This window comes from Neosynechococcus sphagnicola sy1 (genome assembly GCF_000775285.1).
GTDB lineage: Bacteria > Cyanobacteriota > Cyanobacteriia > Neosynechococcales > Neosynechococcaceae > Neosynechococcus > Neosynechococcus sphagnicola.
Genome location: NZ_JJML01000025.1, coordinates 37,710 through 57,109 on the forward strand (window position 1 = coordinate 37,710; position 19,400 = coordinate 57,109).

Annotated in this window: 18 protein-coding genes and 3 pseudogenes; 13 read left to right on the forward strand and 8 right to left on the reverse strand. The window is 50.6% G+C overall.

Annotated elements, in window-relative coordinates:
• Positions 1-184: 184 nt before the first annotated feature.
• Positions 185-1,714 (forward strand): YifB family Mg chelatase-like AAA ATPase, encoded by a 1,530-nt coding sequence (locus DO97_RS11735; RefSeq protein WP_036533595.1) that lies wholly within the window; start codon positions 185-187, stop codon positions 1,712-1,714.
• 46 nt (positions 1,715-1,760) lie between these two features.
• Here the strand turns inward: DO97_RS11735 and DO97_RS11740 are convergent, their stop codons facing one another.
• The 3 genes and pseudogenes from DO97_RS11740 to hpnA all read right to left on the reverse strand — a co-directional run bounded on the left by DO97_RS11740 (position 1,761) and on the right by hpnA (position 5,202).
• Positions 1,761-2,939, reverse strand: a complete 1,179-nt coding sequence (locus DO97_RS11740; protein ID WP_052128660.1) for a CIA30 family protein — start codon at positions 2,937-2,939, stop codon at positions 1,761-1,763.
• Between the two features lie 87 nt (positions 2,940-3,026).
• Positions 3,027-4,049, reverse strand: a complete 1,023-nt coding sequence (gene hpnH / locus DO97_RS11745) for an adenosyl-hopene transferase HpnH (protein ID WP_036533597.1) — start codon at positions 4,047-4,049, stop codon at positions 3,027-3,029.
• A 137-nt stretch (positions 4,050-4,186) separates the two neighbouring features.
• Positions 4,187-5,202: pseudogene (gene hpnA, locus DO97_RS31155) on the reverse strand (hopanoid-associated sugar epimerase).
• A 38-nt stretch (positions 5,203-5,240) separates the two neighbouring features.
• On the opposite strand from hpnA, the pseudogene DO97_RS24640 reads away from it, so the two are divergent.
• From DO97_RS24640 to DO97_RS26555, 5 genes and pseudogenes are all read left to right on the forward strand, one after another.
• A pseudogene (locus tag DO97_RS24640) lies at positions 5,241-5,378 on the forward strand (IS1/IS1595 family N-terminal zinc-binding domain-containing protein); the annotation flags it as partial.
• A gap of 307 nt (positions 5,379-5,685) precedes the next feature.
• Complete coding sequence (locus DO97_RS11755; RefSeq protein ID WP_239651676.1) at positions 5,686-6,450, forward strand: TylF/MycF/NovP-related O-methyltransferase; 765 nt, start codon at positions 5,686-5,688, stop codon at positions 6,448-6,450.
• Between the two features lie 221 nt (positions 6,451-6,671).
• Positions 6,672-7,406, forward strand: coding sequence for a class I SAM-dependent methyltransferase (locus tag DO97_RS11760; protein ID WP_072016430.1), 735 nt, complete (start codon positions 6,672-6,674; stop codon positions 7,404-7,406).
• On the forward strand, positions 7,403-7,993 hold the full coding sequence (locus DO97_RS26550; protein WP_239651677.1) for a glycosyltransferase family protein: 591 nt from the start codon (positions 7,403-7,405) through the stop codon (positions 7,991-7,993). Before DO97_RS11760 ends, DO97_RS26550 begins: the two co-directional genes overlap by 4 nt.
• Complete coding sequence (locus DO97_RS26555; protein WP_239651678.1) at positions 7,932-8,666, forward strand: glycosyltransferase; 735 nt, start codon at positions 7,932-7,934, stop codon at positions 8,664-8,666. Before DO97_RS26550 ends, DO97_RS26555 begins: the two co-directional genes overlap by 62 nt.
• A 36-nt stretch (positions 8,667-8,702) precedes the next feature.
• Here DO97_RS26555 and DO97_RS24410 read toward each other — a convergent pair whose 3' ends face one another.
• The gene (locus tag DO97_RS24410) at positions 8,703-9,062 is read right to left on the reverse strand and encodes a hypothetical protein (RefSeq protein ID WP_052128661.1); all 360 of its coding nucleotides are present in this window, start codon (positions 9,060-9,062) and stop codon (positions 8,703-8,705) included.
• A gap of 15 nt (positions 9,063-9,077) precedes the next feature.
• Here DO97_RS24410 and DO97_RS22220 point away from each other — a divergent pair.
• Positions 9,078-9,230, forward strand: a pseudogene (locus DO97_RS22220) (transposase); the annotation flags it as partial.
• A gap of 102 nt (positions 9,231-9,332) precedes the next feature.
• Here DO97_RS22220 and DO97_RS11775 read toward each other — a convergent pair.
• The 4 genes from DO97_RS11775 to DO97_RS11785 form a co-directional block, all read right to left on the reverse strand.
• Complete coding sequence (locus DO97_RS11775; protein WP_036533603.1) at positions 9,333-10,865, reverse strand: tetratricopeptide repeat protein; 1,533 nt, start codon at positions 10,863-10,865, stop codon at positions 9,333-9,335.
• The gene (locus tag DO97_RS21040) at positions 10,862-11,842 is read right to left on the reverse strand and encodes a glycosyltransferase family 61 protein (RefSeq protein WP_162182990.1); all 981 of its coding nucleotides are present in this window, start codon (positions 11,840-11,842) and stop codon (positions 10,862-10,864) included. The genes DO97_RS11775 and DO97_RS21040 overlap by 4 nt, the downstream gene beginning before the upstream one ends.
• The gene (locus DO97_RS21045; RefSeq protein ID WP_052128663.1) at positions 11,808-13,310 is read right to left on the reverse strand and encodes a tetratricopeptide repeat protein; all 1,503 of its coding nucleotides are present in this window, start codon (positions 13,308-13,310) and stop codon (positions 11,808-11,810) included. The genes DO97_RS21040 and DO97_RS21045 overlap by 35 nt, the downstream gene beginning before the upstream one ends.
• A gap of 77 nt (positions 13,311-13,387) precedes the next feature.
• Complete coding sequence (locus tag DO97_RS11785) at positions 13,388-14,557, reverse strand: calcium-binding protein (protein ID WP_052128664.1); 1,170 nt, start codon at positions 14,555-14,557, stop codon at positions 13,388-13,390.
• A 377-nt stretch (positions 14,558-14,934) separates the two neighbouring features.
• On the opposite strand from DO97_RS11785, the gene rfbC reads away from it, so the two are divergent.
• The 6 genes from rfbC to DO97_RS11810 are packed head-to-tail and all read left to right on the forward strand — an operon-like array spanning position 14,935 to position 19,394.
• A complete protein-coding gene (gene rfbC, locus DO97_RS11790) occupies positions 14,935-15,480 on the forward strand; it encodes a dTDP-4-dehydrorhamnose 3,5-epimerase (protein ID WP_036533605.1) in 546 nt (181 codons plus the stop codon).
• Positions 15,481-15,483: 3 nt separating this feature from the next.
• Positions 15,484-16,362 carry a dTDP-4-dehydrorhamnose reductase gene (gene rfbD, locus DO97_RS11795; protein ID WP_036533641.1) on the forward strand — a complete coding sequence of 293 codons (879 nt, stop codon included), beginning with the start codon at positions 15,484-15,486 and terminating at the stop codon, positions 16,360-16,362.
• Positions 16,363-16,391: 29 nt separating this feature from the next.
• A complete protein-coding gene (locus DO97_RS11800; RefSeq protein WP_036533607.1) occupies positions 16,392-17,465 on the forward strand; it encodes a glucose-1-phosphate thymidylyltransferase in 1,074 nt (357 codons plus the stop codon).
• Between the two features lie 3 nt (positions 17,466-17,468).
• Positions 17,469-17,957, forward strand: coding sequence for a glycosyltransferase (locus DO97_RS25135; protein ID WP_204368601.1), 489 nt, complete (start codon positions 17,469-17,471; stop codon positions 17,955-17,957).
• Complete coding sequence (locus DO97_RS25140) at positions 17,929-18,339, forward strand: glycosyltransferase family 2 protein (protein ID WP_204368602.1); 411 nt, start codon at positions 17,929-17,931, stop codon at positions 18,337-18,339. Before DO97_RS25135 ends, DO97_RS25140 begins: the two co-directional genes overlap by 29 nt.
• Complete coding sequence (locus DO97_RS11810; RefSeq protein ID WP_036533644.1) at positions 18,321-19,394, forward strand: glycosyltransferase family 4 protein; 1,074 nt, start codon at positions 18,321-18,323, stop codon at positions 19,392-19,394. Before DO97_RS25140 ends, DO97_RS11810 begins: the two co-directional genes overlap by 19 nt.
• Positions 19,395-19,400: the final 6 nt, after the last annotated feature.

The following is a 19,400-nucleotide window of genomic DNA, read 5'->3' on the forward strand; positions in this document are numbered from 1 at the left end:
CCGTTCAAACCCAATTTTTGGCATGATCTGGGAATAAATTACTAGAACTGCTGGCGGCATTGTCTGAGGATGATTACGGTCTACTTTAATCCTGAGCCCTCATAGATCCCAAATGGGTTCTCTAGGGCGCTGAGAGAATATGTACCCATCCTATACTGGCTAGTAAATACAACGTGGATCTTCAATGCTAGCGAGAATTTGGAGTGCCTCCCTCCTGGGTATCCAGGCTGTGAAAGTCGGGGTAGAAGTGGATGTCTCAGGCGGACTTCCTGGTATTGTCGTTGTCGGACTCCCGGATACTGCGGTACAGGAGGCCAAGGAGCGGGTAAAGGCAGCCCTGAAAAATGCTGGCTATGCTTTCCCCATGCGACGCATTGTGATTAATCTCACCCCTGCCGACCTACGCAAGGAAGGGCCGAGTTTTGATCTGCCCATCGGTGTAGGGATTCTAGCCGCCTCAGAGCAAGTGAGTGCCCAACTCTTAGGGGATTTTCTGTTTGTAGGTGAAATGTCCCTTGATGGCAGCTTAAGGCCCGTAGCCGGGGTGCTGGCGATCGCAGCAGCAGCGCGACAGATGGGCATTACCGGACTGGTTCTCCCCGTGGATAATATGCGGGAAGCAGCCGTTGTTCAGGGTCTGGCAGTCTATGGGTTTCAGCATCTCTCCGAGGTGGTTGCCTTTCTGAGGGCGCCCGAACATTACACTCCGTGCCCCAGGGAAGATACTCTTGAAACTTCAGCTATCCACTCCCTAGCCCTTGATTTACAGGATGTTAAAGGTCAAAACCTGGCGCGGCGAGCTTTAGAAATCGCAGCTGCGGGGGGACACAACCTGATCTTTGTCGGGCCACCGGGCAGTGGTAAGACCATGTTGGCCCGGCGACTGCCGGGAGTGTTACCCCCCTTATCCTTTCCAGAAGCCCTGGAAGTGACGCAAATTCACTCCGTTGCTGGGTTATTGAAACAGAAGGGCACCTTGGTGCGTACCCGCCCCTTCCGCAGTCCCCACCATTCGGCATCCGGGCCATCCCTAGTGGGTGGAGGGAGTTTTCCGCGACCGGGGGAAATTTCCCTAGCCCACCGGGGAATTTTATTTTTGGATGAACTTGCAGAGTTTCGCCGGGAGGTCTTGGAAGTGTTGCGGCAACCCTTAGAAGATGGCTGCGTTACCATTTCTCGCACACGTCAGTCCGTTCAGTTTCCGGCACAGTTTACATTAATTGCCAGTACCAATCCCTGTCCCTGTGGGTATTTTGGGGATAACATTCAGCCCTGTACCTGTAGCCCCCGCCAACGGGAGCAGTATTGGGCACGGCTGTCCGGCCCCTTGATGGATCGGATTGATTTACAGGTGGCGGTGAATCGCCTTAAACCCGAGGAAATTACCCAACAACCCACGGGAGAAACCTCGGCAGTGGTCAGGGAACGGGTGCTGCGGGCTCGCGATCGTGCCCAAGTCCGGTTTCAGCACGAACCAACCCTCCACTGCAATGCCCAGATGCAGAGCCGGCACTTAAAGCAGTGGTGCCCAGTGGATGATAGCTGCCGCCTGATTTTAGAAGGGGCAATTCGCAAACTGGGATTGTCCGCCCGAGCCACCGACCGGATCTTGAAAGTGGCTCGTACCATCGCTGATTTGGCGGGAGCTCCGTCGTTGCAGGTCAGCCATTTAGCAGAAGCAATTCAGTACCGTACTCTTGATCGCATGCAGTAGACTGCTGACACGCCTCAAGGGTTCTGGGGATCAGGACTGGGAAAAACTACTCAGATGGCAATAGGGCTGCTACACAGCGATGGGCAAGATCATCCAGACCTTTGCAACCCTGGGGGATGACAGTTGGCGCTGGCGTTGGAGCAATTTCCCCAGTGGGTTCGATGAGAGTAAAGCAAATTCCATGGTGGTGCAGGAATTCTTGGTGTTGGGGTTGCCAGGCGACCATGGCAGGGGAGGGTGCCGACCCTGTGGTCACAGTCTCACTCACCAGGATCACTTGGGGCGATCGCAGAATGGATGACGGGTCAGTTGGCGGTTTTGGATAAGCTGCAATCGACTCAATACAGAGTTGAAACTCCCCTGGCGTAAATTTGGGATTCAGCGCCCCATCGTACTCAAACTTGCTGAGAATCAGTTGTAAGGCACGAATGCAACGGGTGTCCAGGGGGGCTGCGGTGGGCACGGTTTTGGCTCGAAAGACGGGGACAAACTCGCGGAAGGGCATCCAGACATCAATCCAGGTATCGGTCACCGTATCAAAGGAGTAACTGTAGGCAATGCTGTCCCAGCCACTTTCGGTACGAACAAGAAATTTGTAGCGATCGCCATTGCCTCGCACCCGTAACTTCAGACCATCATAATTCTCTAGACTCAGCGGGGGTTCCAGGTTGCGGGTGCGGACGGAGGCAAACCCACCGGAGTTGGCCGTAGACACCGTACCTGTAAACCAAGCCAGACCCTGTTCAACCCGGAAGCTACTTTCGCTCACCCCTCCCATCACCACGTCATCCACGGCACCCCAGAGGGCTTGCAGATCCACCGCCACGGGTGAGGAAAACTGAAAAATCGGTTGGAGTGGGGTGGATTGCAACGTCGGCACACAGGCTTGTAACAAATTGGAGATATCTTCAATATCTAGGGTGTCTAGGCAACAGATCACAGCTCGGAGGTGGGCTGTGACTTGGGCAGTGAGGGTCTCAGGACGACGCAGATCAACGGCAATGATCTCCGTATCGGCTCCTAAAAGATCCCTGGCCTGGGCTGCATCCTGCACCAGCGATCGCACCTTCATGCCCCGATCCAAGAGTTGGCGCAGGATCCGCTGACCCACCTCACTGGTGGCTCCAACAACTAAAAACACCCCCGGATCAAGGGGTTCCAGGCCAGGGAACTGAGTCCTGGGTCGATTGCCCCATCCTGGTTGAAACCAGTCCCAGTTGCTCAACAGGGGGACGGCTCCGAAATAGCAGAGCGTCTTGAAAAACTCGACCCAGATCCCAAGTTGCTTCAGGCATCACATGTGGTGGTGAGACTAACGGGCAAAGCCAAACACACTGCCCAGCGACCGGGCAATGTTGACGGGTTCCATGGCATCCATGGCAGCGGTGGGTTCGTAGCCACAATGCACCATGCAATCTGCACACTTGGGATTGCCGCTGGCGCGACCATACTGATCCCAATCCGTGTTATCGAGCAATTCCTGGAAGGTGGCATAGTGCCCTTCATTTAGCAAGTAGCAAGGCTTTTGCCACCCTAAAACGCTGTAGCTAGGCATTCCCCAGGGTGTACATTCGTAGTCTTTTTCCCCAGTGAGAAAGTCAAGGAACAGGGGATTGTGATTGAAATTCCAGTTTTTCTGTCCGGACTTGAAGGGAGCCAGAATTTCTCGGAAGAGGGCACGGGTTTGTTCGCGTTGCAAGAAGTGGTCTTGATCCGGTGCCCACTCATAGCTGTAACCGGGGGAAACCATCATGCCATCGGTGCCCAGGGTGCTGATGAAGTCAAAGAAGGCCTGCATTGCTTGGGGATCAGTGCCCTCAAACACGGTGGTGTTGGTGGTCACCCGAAAGCCCTTCGCCTTTGCCGCCTTGATGGCCTTGACGGCGGTATCAAACACCCCCTTGCGGTCAACACAGTGGTCATGGTGTTCTCGGAGACCGTCTAGGTGCACACTAAAGGTGAGGTAGGAGGAAGGCTGAAACTTGTCCAGACTTTTTTCCAGCAAAATGCCATTGGTGCAGAGGTAAACAAATTTCTTCCGCTCCACCAATCCGCGAACAATCTCGTCAATCTGAGGGTGGAGCAGGGGTTCTCCTCCCGGAATTGCCACGACGGGGGCACCGCACTCTTCTACAGCGGTAAAGCATTCTTCCGGGGTCAGATTGCGCTTGAGAATATCGGTGGGGTGTTGAATCTTCCCACAGCCAGGGCAGGCCAGATTGCAACGAAACAGGGGCTCTAACATTAAGGTCAGCGGAAATCGCTTACGTCCTTTGAGCCGTTGGGTTACCAAGTACTTACCAATTTCAATTGCTTGCTGTAAGAGAACGGCCACAAATCTACTCCTCACCAAATAAACGACGACCAATGTAGCACTACCCGTTGGGAACTGGCAGTAGACGCAGTGATAGTTAGAAGTTCAAGATCCTAATGAAATTCCATGCTCCAATTTTGACTGATCCTAACGATATCTTAACGAGGGTTGCTCCCAGCTGCGAAATTGACATACCCTTGCTCCACAAACCAGTCCACCGCCATCTCAAGAGACTGCTGAATTGGGGTTTGGGGCAGGCCTAACTGCTGCACGGCTTTGGAGGCATCATAGTACATGAATTGCCGCGCCATCCGCACCCCATCGACGGGGACAGTCGGAGTTTTGCCTAGGCGAGCTAAGATCTGCTCATCCACCCAAGCCACACTCAGGGGTAGCCAGTAGGGGACCGTTTGTTGTGGGGCTGGCAATCCGGTTAGGGTCGCCAGTTGATCTAACAGAGTCTTCAGGGTGAGGTTTTGATGCCCCAAAATGTAGCGATCACCGGACTTGCCGTGCTCGGCGGCCAGGAGATGCCCCGCTGCTACATCGCGAACATCAATGAAATTTAACCCCGTGTTCAGATAGGCCGGCATTTGCCGCCGCAGAAACCGCAGAATAATCTCGCCCGTTGGGGTGGGTTTAATATCCCAGGCACCAATGGGGGTACTCGGGTTGACAATTACCACTTCCTGCCCGGTGAGAGCTGCTTGTTGCGCCTCCTGTTCCGCTAAAAACTTTAGATTGTTTGTAGTAGCCCACGAGTTTTTCCATCGGACTCTGGTAAGTCTCATCCACTGGGGTTGCAGCGGGGCCGACGCCGATCGCCGCCACAGAACTGGTGTAGACAGTGCGTTCAATGCCCGCCCGCCGCGCCGCTGCCAGAATGTTCCGGGTGCCCAAGACATTACTGTGGTAGAGGCGTTCTCGATCGGCCTGCCAGAGGGAATAGTGGGCTGCCACATGAAAGAGTAACTCACAGCCCTGCATCGGCTGCCACAGATCGGGATCATTTAAGTCCCCGTGAACAATTTCAAGCGGCAGTGACTGCAAATGCTCAAGGGGGTCTGGTTGCCCTCGCCAAGGCTTTCACTTGATAGCCTTTCTCAACCAGCAATCGCACCAAATTTGCCCCAATAAATCCGGTGCCTCCAGTAACAAACACACACTTGGTCATAACTTTGAATGCAATGTCCTGAGTGCTAGTCTAGGCATATTCGCAAGAACAGTCATCGCAAAGGTAAACAACATCACATCTGCGTTGATTGCGATCGCCAATTCATCGACAATTATACTTGTTTGCATGGCATGGAATTTCGTGCCATTGAGCGAGTCAAAGGAGTCTATCACACTATAGAAATCCTAATTTAGACAAAAATACTAAGTTCATTTATGCTAAAAATATAACACGACGAGAGAGCAATGAATAACTTCTTATTAGAGGATGTTTTAAAAGTCTTCCTGGGTGTATCCAACCACTCAGACCACCTAGAGACCGCTACGACAGAATCAGGGTTTATGGATTTTAGATTGCACCACTGAGTCGTATTTGAGGCTCAAGACGACCCTTTTAAAACATCCTCTTAGAACAGAAAATTAAATCAGATCAAATGTCTGTATTAAACGAGTTTCCTGAACAAAATCCTAAGGAGTTGCATTGGTGAGAGATCTGAAAAGCCTAATTAAGAATATTGCCAGGAAAATCGGGTTTAATATTACTCGATATAATCTTGATCTTTCATTAAGTTATCCTGATTTTGATAGAGATTCAATAGACATAATTCAAAACGTAAAAAGTCACACAATGACATCTCCTGAAAGGATTTATGCACTAATACAAGCTGTACGCTACATACACCAAAAAAATATTTCTGGGAGCATTGTTGAATGTGGAGTATGGCGAGGCGGATCAATGATGGCAGTTGCTTATACGCTTAAGACACTAAATGACTGTACAAGGGAGTTGTTTCTGTATGATACCTTTGAAGGTATGTCTACACCAACTTCTAAAGATGTTGATATTAATGGTTACCATGCAAAATCTCTTCTGGAACAATCAAATAAGAAGCATTCTGACTCAGTCTGGTGTATCGCCACATTAGAAGAGGTGAGTCAAGCCCTCAGGCAAACTTTATATCCAGAAAGATTAGTTAAACTTGTCAAAGGTAAAGTAGAAGACAGCATTCCAAGAAATATTCCCGAACGGATCTCCCTTCTTAGACTAGATACAGATTGGTATGAGTCAACTCTGCATGAGTTAACTCATCTTTATCCAAGACTGGCACAAGGAGGAGTATTAATCATTGATGATTATGGGCATTGGCGTGGATGTCGAAAAGCAGTTGATGAGTATTTCGAATCAACTAAACAGAATATTCTGCTAAATCGGATCGATGGGACTGGGCGAATTGGAATCAAAGTTTAAAATATATTAAGTATCGAGATCTGTTTTATTCATCATCCAGATTATAAATATCCCGATTGTAGCTTCCTCTAAATTTCTCAACTATCCAACTATATCTATGACCAAGATACGCAGAAATTATAAGTTTGTAAACATTGCTTGTGGCGGTTCATTTGTTGAGGATGATGGATGGGTAAATTTAGATTATTCACCTATCAATTCGAGAGTTAAAAAAGGCTAATTTGCTAAGTAAACTACCCTTTGAAGATGATTCAATTGATGTTATTTATTCCTCACACTTCATAGAACATATCCCACGACATAAATTGCCTAAATTCCTGAATGAATGTCGGCGCATCTTGAAGCCAAGAGGTACAATAAGGCTGGTTTTACCTGATTTAGAAAAGCTTTGTAAGGAATATATAAGTCAGCGAGAAATAAAGAATCATGATCAAGCAGATTTTCTCATACTTGAACTGATTGATCAATGCGTTCGAACTCAAGCAGGAGGTTTCCTAGATTCGTATTATGGATACCTGAAGAGCAACCCTGAGAAACATGCTCCTATGATTGAATATGTAAGGTTTCGTACTGGAGAAAATCTAAAATTAGACACTTTCGATACAAATAATTCTCTATCTAGCAAAATTCTTAAGAAGTTAAAAGATCCGATTGATTTAGTGATGAGTATAGAAAGAAAGCTAAGTTCAGTATGGATTAGAGTTGTTTCACTTCTAATGCCATCAGCCTTCCGTGAGCAAAATATTAGTTTTGCATCAATAGGGGAAAAACATGCATGGATGTGGGATTTCTATACGCTATCTTGTCAGCTTGAAAATGCTGGATTTAAGAATATAGAACGTTTGAATTTTAATACTACTCATATCTTAGGATTTCCACTAATTCCTTTAGATATAGATAATGAGAATATTCCAAGAAAGGGTGAAGGATCAATGTATATTGAAGCCACAAAATGAAACCGTTGCTACTCTCCCACGGAGATATTAATGGTGGTGCAGCACGTGCCGCCTTTCGCTTGCACGAATCGTTACTTAAAACTGGAATTCCCAGCCGCATGCACGTAGCCACTAAGCACAGTGATCTACATACAATTTACGGTTCTGAAAATAAGCAACAAAAGTTAGCTAGTTTATTAAGATCTCAGGTTGGGATACAACTGATGCGCCTTCAGAAATCCCCCAACCCGGTTTTGCATTCTCCTGCCTGGTTATCCTCCGGTCTAGTTAAAAAGTTCAATGCTGATGATGCAGATGTAATAAACCTCCACTGGATCTGCGGAGAATTTCTATCCGTTGAAGACATTGGCCGACTGACAAAACCCCTGATTTGGACGATGCATGATATGTGGCCTTTCTGCGGGGCTGAACATTACAACGACGATAGTCCAAATGCTCGCTGGCGACTGGGCTATCATTCTCAGAATCGATCTCCAAATCACAAAGGCATTGACCTAGACCGCTGGACATGGATTCGCAAGCGCCGTGCCTGGCAAAGTCCAATCCACCTCGTTACTCCCAGTCAGTGGCTGGCTGACTGCGCCTAAAAAAAGTGCATTGATGCAAGATTGGCCAGTATTGGTCATTCCCAATACCCTTGATATCCTGCGTTTTCAACCCTGGCCTAGATTTTTAGCTCGGAAGGTGCTCGGATTACCTCAAGAAATTCCTATAGTACTTTTTGGGGCTATAGGAGGAGGACGGGATCCACGCAAAGGCTTTGATCTCTTGCAACAAGCTCTCACTGAACTCGCCACCTTGATACCAGATGTAGCTGCTGTCATTTTTGGGCAATCTGAACCGCTCAATCCACCACAATTAGGTCTGCCTCTTTATTGGATGGGGCATATGTACGATGAAATCAGCCTATCCATGCTTTACAGCGCAGCTGATGTAACGGTAGTCCCCTCACGGCAGGAAAATCTACCTCAGTCTGGCACTGAGGCACAGTCTTGCGGGTGTCCAGTAGTGGCATTTAACTGTACTGGTTTGACAGATGTTGTTGTGCATCAACAAACTGGTTATCTTGCAAATCCTTTTGATTCTCACGATCTAGCTAATGGAATTGCATGGGTGCTTAATGATCCTGATCGCTATGCTCGCCTATCAACTCAATCCCGTGATCGAGCAGTCAGACTCTGGTCACCCGAAGTCGTTGTAAAGCAGTATCTAGGACTCTACGAACATGTTTTAGCGAGAAACAATGAAGAGATTTCATGACTTACGCAGTTGGTAAAAGAGAGAACAAAGGAGCAGCTAAGTGGGAGCGCACAGCCCCCGAACAATGCTGAGTTTGGACTCATAGCAACTGATGCCTGTGTTAAACCAATGGATTGACCGGCGCAGAAACGCTCGAATAGCCAACCGAATGTGATTGTGTTGAGCGCGAGCAGAACGCACCTGGGCTTTTTCAACCCCACAGCACTGCTTGTGACCGCGGTGATATGCCTCCATCAACCACTCAAACTCTGCCCAATGTTGACGTTTTAAGGGACTCAACTGCACATCATCGGTTGCCCAGTAGTCAATGTCACCCTCTAGGGCGACTATCTTGAATACTCGGACAAACCCATAGTCTTTGAGGTGAACTACCGTTCCACGGTCAGTGAACGCCACATCACAAATCGGTCGATTGCCTATTATTTTGAATCTCGAACAACGAGTGGTGCAGTGGAAGGGATAAACAATCGATTGAAGCTCATCAAGTGTTCAGGCTATGGGTTTAGAAATTTTGCCAATTTTCGTTTACGATGCTTAATTCGTTGGCATTTCACTATTAGCTAGGCATACTCTAAGCGGAAGAGCCCTGAATTCTTATCTCCAAAAGGTGACACACTCCCACTTGATGGATGAGACTCTGGCAAGAGCAGACTCCCCATGACCGATCTAGGCCACAGATGTTGACAGGATTAGCCTGTTTTTTTTCAGAATTAACTGATAGGCTTTGTGCAAGATTTGATACTGACCGACAAATTGCCCCAGGAACCGATCAACTCCGAGCTTGGGATTACGCTCAGGGTTGTTGCGGTCTTCCACCCACTCATAATCATCAAAAATCATCATGCCCCCCAATTTCAGCAGCCCCCACGAGATTAATGCATCCTGATAGACTGATTGGGCCAAGTGACAGCCGTCAATATAGGCCAGATGAAAGAAATTTTTCTCTAAGGTGGGGAGCCATTCCTGGGACTTGCCAGAGAGTTTGCGCACCTTGTGAGCCTGATCCGTTCTGGCAATGTTGAGGTCAAAGAATTCCTTAAACTCAAGGTCAATGCAGGTGATCGTGGACGACGGATGGGTGAGGATGCGATCCAGAAACCAGCAGGCTGACATGCCCTCAAAACTACCAATTTCTAGAAAGTTGAGATTGGCTAAGTTGGCAAAAGCACTCAGGTGGGCTTCCCACACAACAATATTGTGGGTGAACCAGTCTTGACTGAACTGGTAATTATGGCTGCTACAGGTGGGCCATCCTCGTAATTGACTGGCTTGCTGATTACAGGCGATCGCTGCCGCAGACTCACCCTGCGCTGCCAAGGCTCGTCCGAGATGAGTGTAAGCCCAAGGAGCCTGGGGATATTTTTCCAGAACGCTCCGACAGAAGGTGATCGCGGTTTCCCATTGTTGCCGCTTTAGATAAACCTGGCCGAGATGGTGATAAGCCCAGATAAGGTCAGGGTTGAGTTCCAGGCTGCGTTGCAGGGCGGTGATGGCGGCGTCAAACTGTTCGAGCTGCAGATAAATATCACCGAGGTGAAAGTAGGCCAGGGCAGAGTCAGGACGAAGTCTCAGTTGCTGCTGATAGCAGATGATCGCTGATTCCCACAGCCCTTGACGCACTAGGGTTTCACCCAAACCAGCATGGGCCGCTTCATGGTCAGGAACCTGCTGAAGCACCCGGTGATAACAATCCACGGCTAGGTCTAGATCTCCCTGCTCTCCCAGGGCACTGCCCAGCCGTAGATAGTCTGCAATCGGCGCTGGGTTAGGTTGTCGAGTCAGGGCTTGGTACCAATAGCGATTTGCCTCAGGTTGTCGCTGGAGTTTCGAGAAAATCTGGGCTAAACTCCCATAAGCTTCCGCAAAATCTGGCTTGAGCTTCAGAGCCGTTTCATAGTAGGAGATGGCTTGGGTCAGCTGCTGCTGTTGGGTGTAGAGACTCCCCAAGTTGAAATAAACTTCAACCAAGCTGGGCTGATACTGTAAGGCTCGGATATACCAGGTAATGGCCTCATCGACTTGACCCGCCAGATGCAGGGCAACGCCCATGATCTTACAGGCCGGGGCATGGTGGGCATTGATGGCTAAAGCCTGCTCACACTTGGCAACGGCATCGGCAATATTCCCTGAGGCAATGGCCTGCTCTGCCTGCTCGGTGAGAAGCTGAACGGTCACCTCTGGATCGGCAATCGATGTCATCTCTGGCGTTCCTTCCGCTGCTGCTGATCGGCAACACCCACAACTTTCAGCATATTTTTGAGTGCCTCCAGGTTGACCCAAATATCTTCGATCAGGGGGTTGGGATACATAATTTGACGAATGGGTGTGCAGCCAAAGCGCTCTCCAGGGAGATAGTAGTGCTGAAGTCCAAGGTACTTGCTAATAACCCAATAATAATGCCTCACATAATGGGGAGACACGAGTTCAACCACGGTTGCGCCAGAACGACAAAAGATGGTGTTTGTCAGGCCGCTCCCGTGGGCCGTTACAATCAGGCTGGCATTGGCAAAAAGGGCAATTTGTTGGGCGAGGGGTAGCAGCTCCAACTGAACCGAGACAAACCCATGGTGACTCAAGAGTTCCGTTACTGCTGCTTCGTTTAAAATCCGCCGATAGCTGGCTTGGGTGCGACTGATATAAATCCGTTCAGGGTAGTCCTGGGATAGCCCATCCCCTAGGGGGAGAAACTCTCGCCGCAGAAACTCTAACGCCCAGGGTTGCAACCAGCCTAAGTAGCCAGGGAAAGAAGGCACAATCAGCTCTTGAGCTTGCAGGTGGGGATGGCGATCGCTCTCAATCATCTTATGGTCAGGGATACCCAGGTGCTTCAGGGTTGCTTGTTGAAAGGGTTGGCGATCGCTGTTAACCAAAAACCAGTCCACCTGATCGAGATCAACCCCGCTGCGACGTAGAATCTCTAAGCGCGGCAGAATATCCACCATCCAGTGAAAGTAGACATTGCCAGACAACCCGGCTAACACCACCACCGAGCCGGATAGCTGCTCTAAGGGCGGGAGGGAGTCAAGGCTATACAAACGATGGTGCCCTGGGGTTTGCCCCTGACATCCCGGTAATTGCCCAGGGTAATCTCGGGAGAGATCGGCTAAGAGATAGTCATCAGGGCTGATGGTGGCGATGGCATTACACACCATCCAGGCGTTTTCGTGGGGGGTCAATCCAGGTACGTCCTTGGGGAATCCGCGCCACAAAGAGCGGCAGAGGCTCTGGAGTCGGTGGCTGGCTAGCAGTTGGGGAGTAGAGATTTTGGCCCAGATGCCAGACTTGAAAGTCTGCAAAGATTCGCTGCAGGCAGGGATCACAGTTGAGTCCATCACAGCCCACCTTGCCCTGACGGGCATCCGCCGCCGCTTGAATGGGTTCCCTTCCCTCCAGATTCACCGCACCGCTGACCTCCAGATAGTGCTGGGGATCGAGGGAAAATGCCTTGATCCAGGCCAGGGTATGGAGATAAATACCCCGGAGTTGCACTGGAGTTCCGGTACCAGTGGGATAATTCACCTCAATGGCTGTCTGGAATTGGCCCTCAATGACGGCTCGGTAATATTCGACGGCTTGGGGTAACTGCTGCTGGACTTCCAGGGCATAACCCAATTGGAAGTAGGTTTGGGGATTTTGGGGTTGAAGGGTCAGGGCGAGGTGATAGATCCCGGTGGCAGCCTGAAAACGACCCTGCTTGAGTAAGCAAGCCCCCAGATGCAGGTACAGCTCGACATCATGGGGTTGGATTTGCAGGGCGCGGTGGTAATAGGCTTCTGCTTGCTTGTATTGCTTATAACCACCATATTCAGTAAAAATACTGGCAAACTGGCTGTAGGTTTGAGCCAGAGCCATGCGGACATCCGGAGCCGTGGGCTTTTGCTGGAGGGCGATCAGAAATCGAGCACAGGCTTTCCGGGCTTGGGTGAGGGGATCACTTCCCTCTAGCTGGGTTGCCCACTGGCAAAAGCCGGCTACAAAATGAGCATCCGCTGCGAGCGCCCGCTGGAAGCAGATCATCGCCTCGTCCAACTGATTTTGGGCTTGCAATGAAAATCCGCAGTCAGTATAGGCGGTGGTGAAATCTGGGTTCAGATGGATAGCCTTCTGGAAGCTAATGGCAGCTTGCGCGTGGTTCCCTAAATATTGCAGGGTTTTGCCCAAGCTATAGTGGGCGACCACCAACTGGGGGTCTAGTTGCAGCGCCCGGTCATAGGCCAAGATTGCCTCTCCCATCTCCTGATGGCGCAGGGCATGACCCAGATTGCAATAGAAGCTGGCACAGTTGGGTTGGAGGGCAATCGCTTGTTGGAAGCTTTCTATAGCTTCTAGAATGTGGCTCTGCTTCAGCAACACCCCGCCTAGATTATTGAAGGCATTGGCATTCTTAGGTTGGAGGGCGATCGCCTGTTGATAATGGGTAATTGCTCGTTCGGCTTGGCCCAGTCGATCCAGGACTAACCCCAAACTGTAATGGGCATCTGCATAGGCAGGGTAGAGGGCGATCGCCTGCTGAAAACTATCAACGGCAGCTCCCAGATCGTCTTGTTCCAATTGCACACAGCCCAGGTTGTAGTGTAGCTCTGGCAGACTCAACGAGCCTGATCCCTGCCCCCCAACCAATTCGTCTAATTGCACAGCTACCACAGGAAAAGACTAAAGAACCCTCCTTCACAGGAGGGTTAGGAATACCAACAGATAACTACAACTGATGACAGTGAAATCTAGAAGATTTCAAAGTTGGCGGCATCAACATTACCCTTGTTGGTGATTTCAAACAGGGGCGTCAGGGCAGTATTTCCACTTGCATCAGAGTTGTAATAGAGCAGACCCGTGGATCTGTCGTAGATCAGGGCTTGACTTAAGCCTGGAACCTCTGGATCAAGGCCATTCACCTGGATATAGTCAGACGCTGCTACGGTTCCGGTGCTGAGACGAGACAGACTCAGACCACTCTGACTGAGGGCGAGGAAGTCATCGCCTCTGGCAAAGTCAGTGACCTTATCTAGGGTGGAGGCAGAGGTCGGCAGATCGTCAAAGACAAAGGTATCTCTCCCACTACCACCCGTCAGGGTGTCAATACCAAGGCCACCATTGAGAAGGTCGTTATTATCTTCGCCAGAGAGCGAGTCATTGCCGTCATCACCGTAGAGGGTGTCGTTGCCAGACCCACCGCGCAGGGTATCGTTGCCAGCACCCCCGAGAATGGAGTCGTTGCCATCGTCGCCACGGATAGAGTCGTTGCCAGTGCCACCCAGTAAGGTGTCATCTCCCGAGTCACCGCGCAGAGAGTCGTTGCCGGTTCCCCCTTCTACGGAGTCATTGCCGCTGCCAGCGCGGACAAAGTCAAGGCCGCTGTCGCCACCCAATAGGGTGTCGTTGCCTGCCCCAGCAAAAATGGTGTCATTACCAATGCCACCGGAGATCAGGTCATTGCCCGTGAGGGTTCCTTCAACATCGTCCCCATAAACGGTGTCATTACCCACACCAGCAAAGAGACTATCATCGCCCGCACCGCCAACCAAACTGTCGTTATCGGCCCAACCACCGTTATTGGTTTCAAAAGGACTGTTACCTCCGACGAGGGAGTCGTTGCCGTTGTTACCAAGCAGGGTATCGGAACCAACGCCGCCCACCATTGAGTCATCGCCATTGGCACCGCGCAAAGAATCCTTACCCTGACCGCCGTAAAAGACGTAGGGAGTGTTGGAGGAATCAGGGTTGTCTTCCCCAGTATCGACCCCACCCCGAATGGAGTCATCGCCGGAGGTGCCAACCACGGTGATTGGCTGACCTGCCCCAAACGTAACAATTACCGCCCCATCGCTACCAGTGGACAGCCTAATGCCAAAGGCATTTGTTGTCCCTGATTCTGTAATTAGAAATTCTGACACCTGACAACCATCCTTACTTTATGTGACTGAATGTACTAACCTATCCACCAATCTCAATGGGCGCGAACCTTATGAAAATCTCAGAGTATACTACTCTACTGAGAATTTGAATACTGCCTCTTGCAGAGAATTTTAAGACAGCATGGGCTGAATATCTTTCCTTGGTTGTACCAATACCTGATTGCTCTTGTCAATGTACAGAGCATACCAATGTGATCAACCTTTTCGGTTCCGTGGTAGATTCAGCTGCCAAATCTGCTTCTCCGGACAAAGCCTAAATTTTCTTGAAGTGTATACTGAACCTTGCTTTCCAGTCAGATCAGGTGGTTTCTGAAGTAAGATTAACAAGTTGCAAAGTCCACACTGGATAACCCTGCATGAATATTCTGCCAACAGAAATTCCGGAAGTCTTGATCATTGAGCCACGGGTATTTGGCGATGACCGGGGCTTTTTCTACGAAAGCTATAACCAGCGGGTCTTTCAAGAGCAAACAGCCCAAGCTGTGACCTTCGTTCAGGATAACCATTCTCGGTCTGCTCAACATGTTTTGCGGGGATTACACTACCAAATTCAGCAACCCCAGGGAAAACTGGTGCGGGTGGTCGTTGGCGAGGTTTTTGATGTTGCAGTTGACTTGCGTCAAAGTGCGCCTACCTTTGGCAAATGGATAGGTGTTTTGCTCAGTGCTGAAAATAAGCGCCAACTCTGGATTCCTCCGGGTTTTGCCCATGGTTTCCTGGTGATTTCAACAGCGGCAGAGGTACTCTACAAAGCAACTGAGTACTATGCACCGCAGTATGAGCGCAGTTTGTTGTGGAATGACCCCGATTTGGCGATCGCTTGGCCGTTGAGCGCCCCACCAACGCTCTCAGGGAAGGATGAAGCTGGGGTATGCTTGCAAGCAGCGGCGGTCTATCAGTAAATGATGCGAATTTTAATTACGGGGGCAACCGGACAACTTGGGGAAGAATTGCAGCGACTCCTGCCTAGTTTGGGAGAGGTGGTGGCCGCAGGCCGTGAGTTAGTTGATTTAGAGCAGCCTGACCGCCTACCAGCAGTGGTGCAAGGACTTGCACCCGATTTGATTGTCAATGCAGCGGCCTATACCGCCGTTGACAAAGCAGAATCCGATGCTGAACGGGCAGAGTTAATCAATGCCATTGCTCCGGGGGTGTTGGCGATCGCCGCTCGACAACTAGGCATCGGGTTGATCCATGTTTCCACCGACTACGTCTTTGATGGCAGCCAAAGTCATCCCTACCAAGAAACCGATGCCACTCATCCCTTGGGGGTCTATGGCGGTTCCAAGTTGAGGGGCGAGGTGGCGGTTCGCAACCACTGCGATCACTATTGCATTCTCAGAACCGCTTGGGTCTATGGAGCCCGTGGCAAGGGCAATTTTGTCAAAACTATGTTGCGTCTGGGAGCCGAGCGTGAGGAAATTCGGGTGGTGGCCGATCAGGTGGGATCGCCAACCTGGAGCTATCACCTAGCAACGGCGATCGCCCAATTGATTCCCCACTTCAGCCGTGATCTCGCTGGCACTTACCAGTTCACGAACAGCGGTGTTGCCAGTTGGTATGACTTTGCAGTGGCTATTTTTGAAGAAGCGGCGGTCTTGGGGTTTCCCCTGAAACTGCAACGAGTGATCCCGATCACAACTGCAGAGTATCCCACCCCTGCCCGCCGACCCGCTTACTCCGTCCTCTCCTGTGCCAAAATATCTGCAGTGTTGGGAACCTATCCCCCCCATTGGCGGCTGGGACTGCGGCAGATGTTGCAAGATCTAAAGGCACCGTCTTAAAACCTGATCCTGAGCAGTTCTGAGTATCTATGAAAGCCCTGATTCTCTCTGGTGGTAAAGGGACGCGCCTGCGACCATTGACCTACACCGGTGCCAAGCAACTGGTTCCGGTCGCCAATCAGCCGATTCTCTGGTACGGAATTATCAGCATTGTCGCCACGGGCATTCGGGACATTGGCATTGTCATTAGTCCGGAAACCGGCGAAGAAGTCAAAAGCAAAACCGGGGACGGCAGTCGCTTTGGTGCCAAGATCACCTATATTCTCCAAGAAGAAGCTGCTGGCTTGGCCCATGCTGTCAAAGTAGCTCAGCCGTTTCTCCAAGACTCCCCCTTTGTCATGTACCTAGGGGATAACCTGATTCAGAGTGATCTGATTCAGTTTCTAGAAGCCTTCCAATCCCAACAGCTGGATGCCCTGATTTTGTTACGTCCGGTGTCCAATCCCAGCGCTTTTGGGGTTGCCAAGGTCGATGCCAATGGCCGGGTCTTGCAGTTAATTGAGAAACCCAGAAATCCCCCCTCGAATTTGGCTCTCGTGGGGATTTACTTTTTTGCCAACAGCATTCATCGGGCGATCGCTCAAATCCAGCCCTCGGCTCGGGGAGAACTGGAAATTACCGATGCGATTCAAAACTTAATTGACCAGAAAAAGCATGTGGAAGCTTCCCAACTCCAGGGTTGGTGGTTGGATACGGGCAAAAAAGACGATCTCCTGGAAGCCAATCGCATTATTCTGGATACCTGTCTCACCTCTAACCTCCAGGGAACGGTGGATGAGCGCAGCCAGGTGATTGGTCGGGTACAGATTGACCCAGGAACCCAGGTGATCAACTGCACCATTCGCGGCCCTGTGATCATTGGCAAAGATTGCTATTTAGAAAATTGCTTCATTGGGCCTTATAGCAGCATTGCCGATGGGGTGACCTTAATTGATGCCGATCTGGAACATAGCGTCATTCTCCAAGGGGCGAAGGTGATTGGGGTGCATCAGCGGATTGTAGACAGTGTGATTGGGCAGCGTGCTCACCTGGGTCAAGCACCTCGTCGTCCCAAAGCCCTGCGCTTTATGATTGGGGATGACTCACAGGTTGACTTGGTGTGAGGGGTGATCTATTTCCTGACGGTCAACTATGAGTCCACGTCGCTGATTGCCCAGTTACTGGATTCCATTGCCGTTCAGGGTCAGCCCGATACCCCAGTGATCATTGTCAATAATTCTCCGGATGATCCCTCGGTGCAGCAGTTCCAGCGTCCCCCGGTGAAGGTGATTGAGGCAGGGGCTAATCTCGGGTTTGGACGAGCTTGCAACCTCGGCTTACGTTGGGTGTACCAGCGAGATCCCACGGCGATCGTTTGGCTGATTAATCCCGATGCTGGCTTGCACATAGGATCTCTGGATCAGGCACAGCAGTTGTTTCACCACCACCCCGAGATTTCCATTCTCGGCACCGTTATTTATCAGCCCGATGGCCGCCTCTGGTTCGCTGGGGGGCAGTTCACCCCCCGCACAGGAACGATTCTCAGCCAGACAACCCCCCTGCACCCATCTTCAGGAACAAGAATATGTGACCACGGCTTGGGTTTCAGGTTGTAGTTTGTTGGTTCAGCTCCAGAATTTTCCGGAGTGTCCCCAATTTTCACCGGAGTATTTTCTTTATTATGAAGACTTTGATTTCTGCCAACGCTATGCCAACCAGGGTCATATTGTGGCGATCGCCCCCAAGATTGGTGTCATCCATCAACCCTCTTCCATTACCAATCGTGATCGCTATCACAAATTCAAATATAGTACCTATAGCTATTTGCTGATGCTGGAGCAGTATAGTACCTGGTGGATCTTGATCCTGCGGCTGGGACGGGTCTTAATCTATGGGTTAGCGATCGCCCCCTTGCAGCCAGATGTAGCACTGGGGAAGTTGCATGGCATCGGTCTCTATTGGCAACGGGTATGGCGATCTTGGCAAACTCTTTATTAATTAATTTATCGTTTCTGATTCCCCAACCGACGGGATTGTCAACCTATGCGAGCAATCTTTTACCGTATTTTAAATCCCTCGATCCCATCCTATTAACCTCTCGTTCGTTCCCCGACTATGCTTGTTATCCCGTTGCTGGCAACTTAACCGCTGATAAAGGAACGCGAGGCCATTTTAATCGGTTGCTCTGGACACAATTTCAGCTCCCCAAACTGTATCGAAACTTGGCAGCACGACTGCTGTTTTCTCCCATTACCGAGGCTCCTTTGTCCGTTAGTTGCCGCACGGTAGTGATGTTCCATGACCTGATTCCCCTAAGGTTCCCGCGCCGCTTCTCGCCCCTGACACCCTACTTCCGGTATTACATCCCCCAAGTCTTGCGGCAGTCGCTACACATTGTCTGTAATTCTGAAGCCAGCGCCCGTGATCTGGTAGATTTCTATGGCATTCCTGCCCGCCAAATCACCCCAATTCCCCTCGCCCACGACCCCCAACATTTCCGATTTTTAGACCTGCCAACCCAGAATTATTTTCTCTATTTGGGACGTACGGTTCCCTACAAGAATTTGCAGCGGGTGATTGCCGCCTTGTCAGCGATCCCCCACTCGGATGCTCAACTTTGGGTCGCGGGTCCCCCCGATCCCCGCTATCTCCCCCGTCTGAATCAACAAATTGTCAACCTGGGGTTAGCAGCACGGGTGAAGTTTTTAGGGTATGTTGCCTACGAAAATTTGCCCGTTCTGATCAACCAAGCGATCGCCTTGGTGTTTCCCAGCCTTTGGGAAGGGTTTGGTCTACCCGCCCTAGAGGCCATGGCCTGCGGTACCCCTGTGATTACCTCCAATCTGTCGTCGCTGCCAGAAGTGACCAGGGATGCGGCTTTACTGGTGAATCCCTACGAGGTGGGGGCGATCGCCCAGGCCATGGAAATGGTAGCTACAGATACCCAACTGCACCAACACTTACGAGGGGCGGGTCTCCAACGGGCAGCAGAATTTAGTTGGGCGAAAACAGGGGAGGCAACCGCCGCTATTCTCCGCCGCTATCTGGGATAGCTCCGT

Coding starts and splice junctions, on each gene's coding strand:
- rfbC (WP_036533605.1), top strand. CDS start 14,935: ATGAATATTCTGCCAACAGAAATTCCGGAAGTCTTGATCATTGAGCCA.
- DO97_RS11775 (WP_036533603.1), bottom strand. CDS start 10,865: ATGACATCGATTGCCGATCCAGAGGTGACCGTTCAGCTTCTCACCGAG.
- DO97_RS11735 (WP_036533595.1), top strand. CDS start 185: ATGCTAGCGAGAATTTGGAGTGCCTCCCTCCTGGGTATCCAGGCTGTG.
- DO97_RS11800 (WP_036533607.1), top strand. CDS start 16,392: ATGAAAGCCCTGATTCTCTCTGGTGGTAAAGGGACGCGCCTGCGACCA.
- rfbD (WP_036533641.1), top strand. CDS start 15,484: ATGCGAATTTTAATTACGGGGGCAACCGGACAACTTGGGGAAGAATTG.
- DO97_RS26550 (WP_239651677.1), top strand. CDS start 7,403: ATGAAACCGTTGCTACTCTCCCACGGAGATATTAATGGTGGTGCAGCA.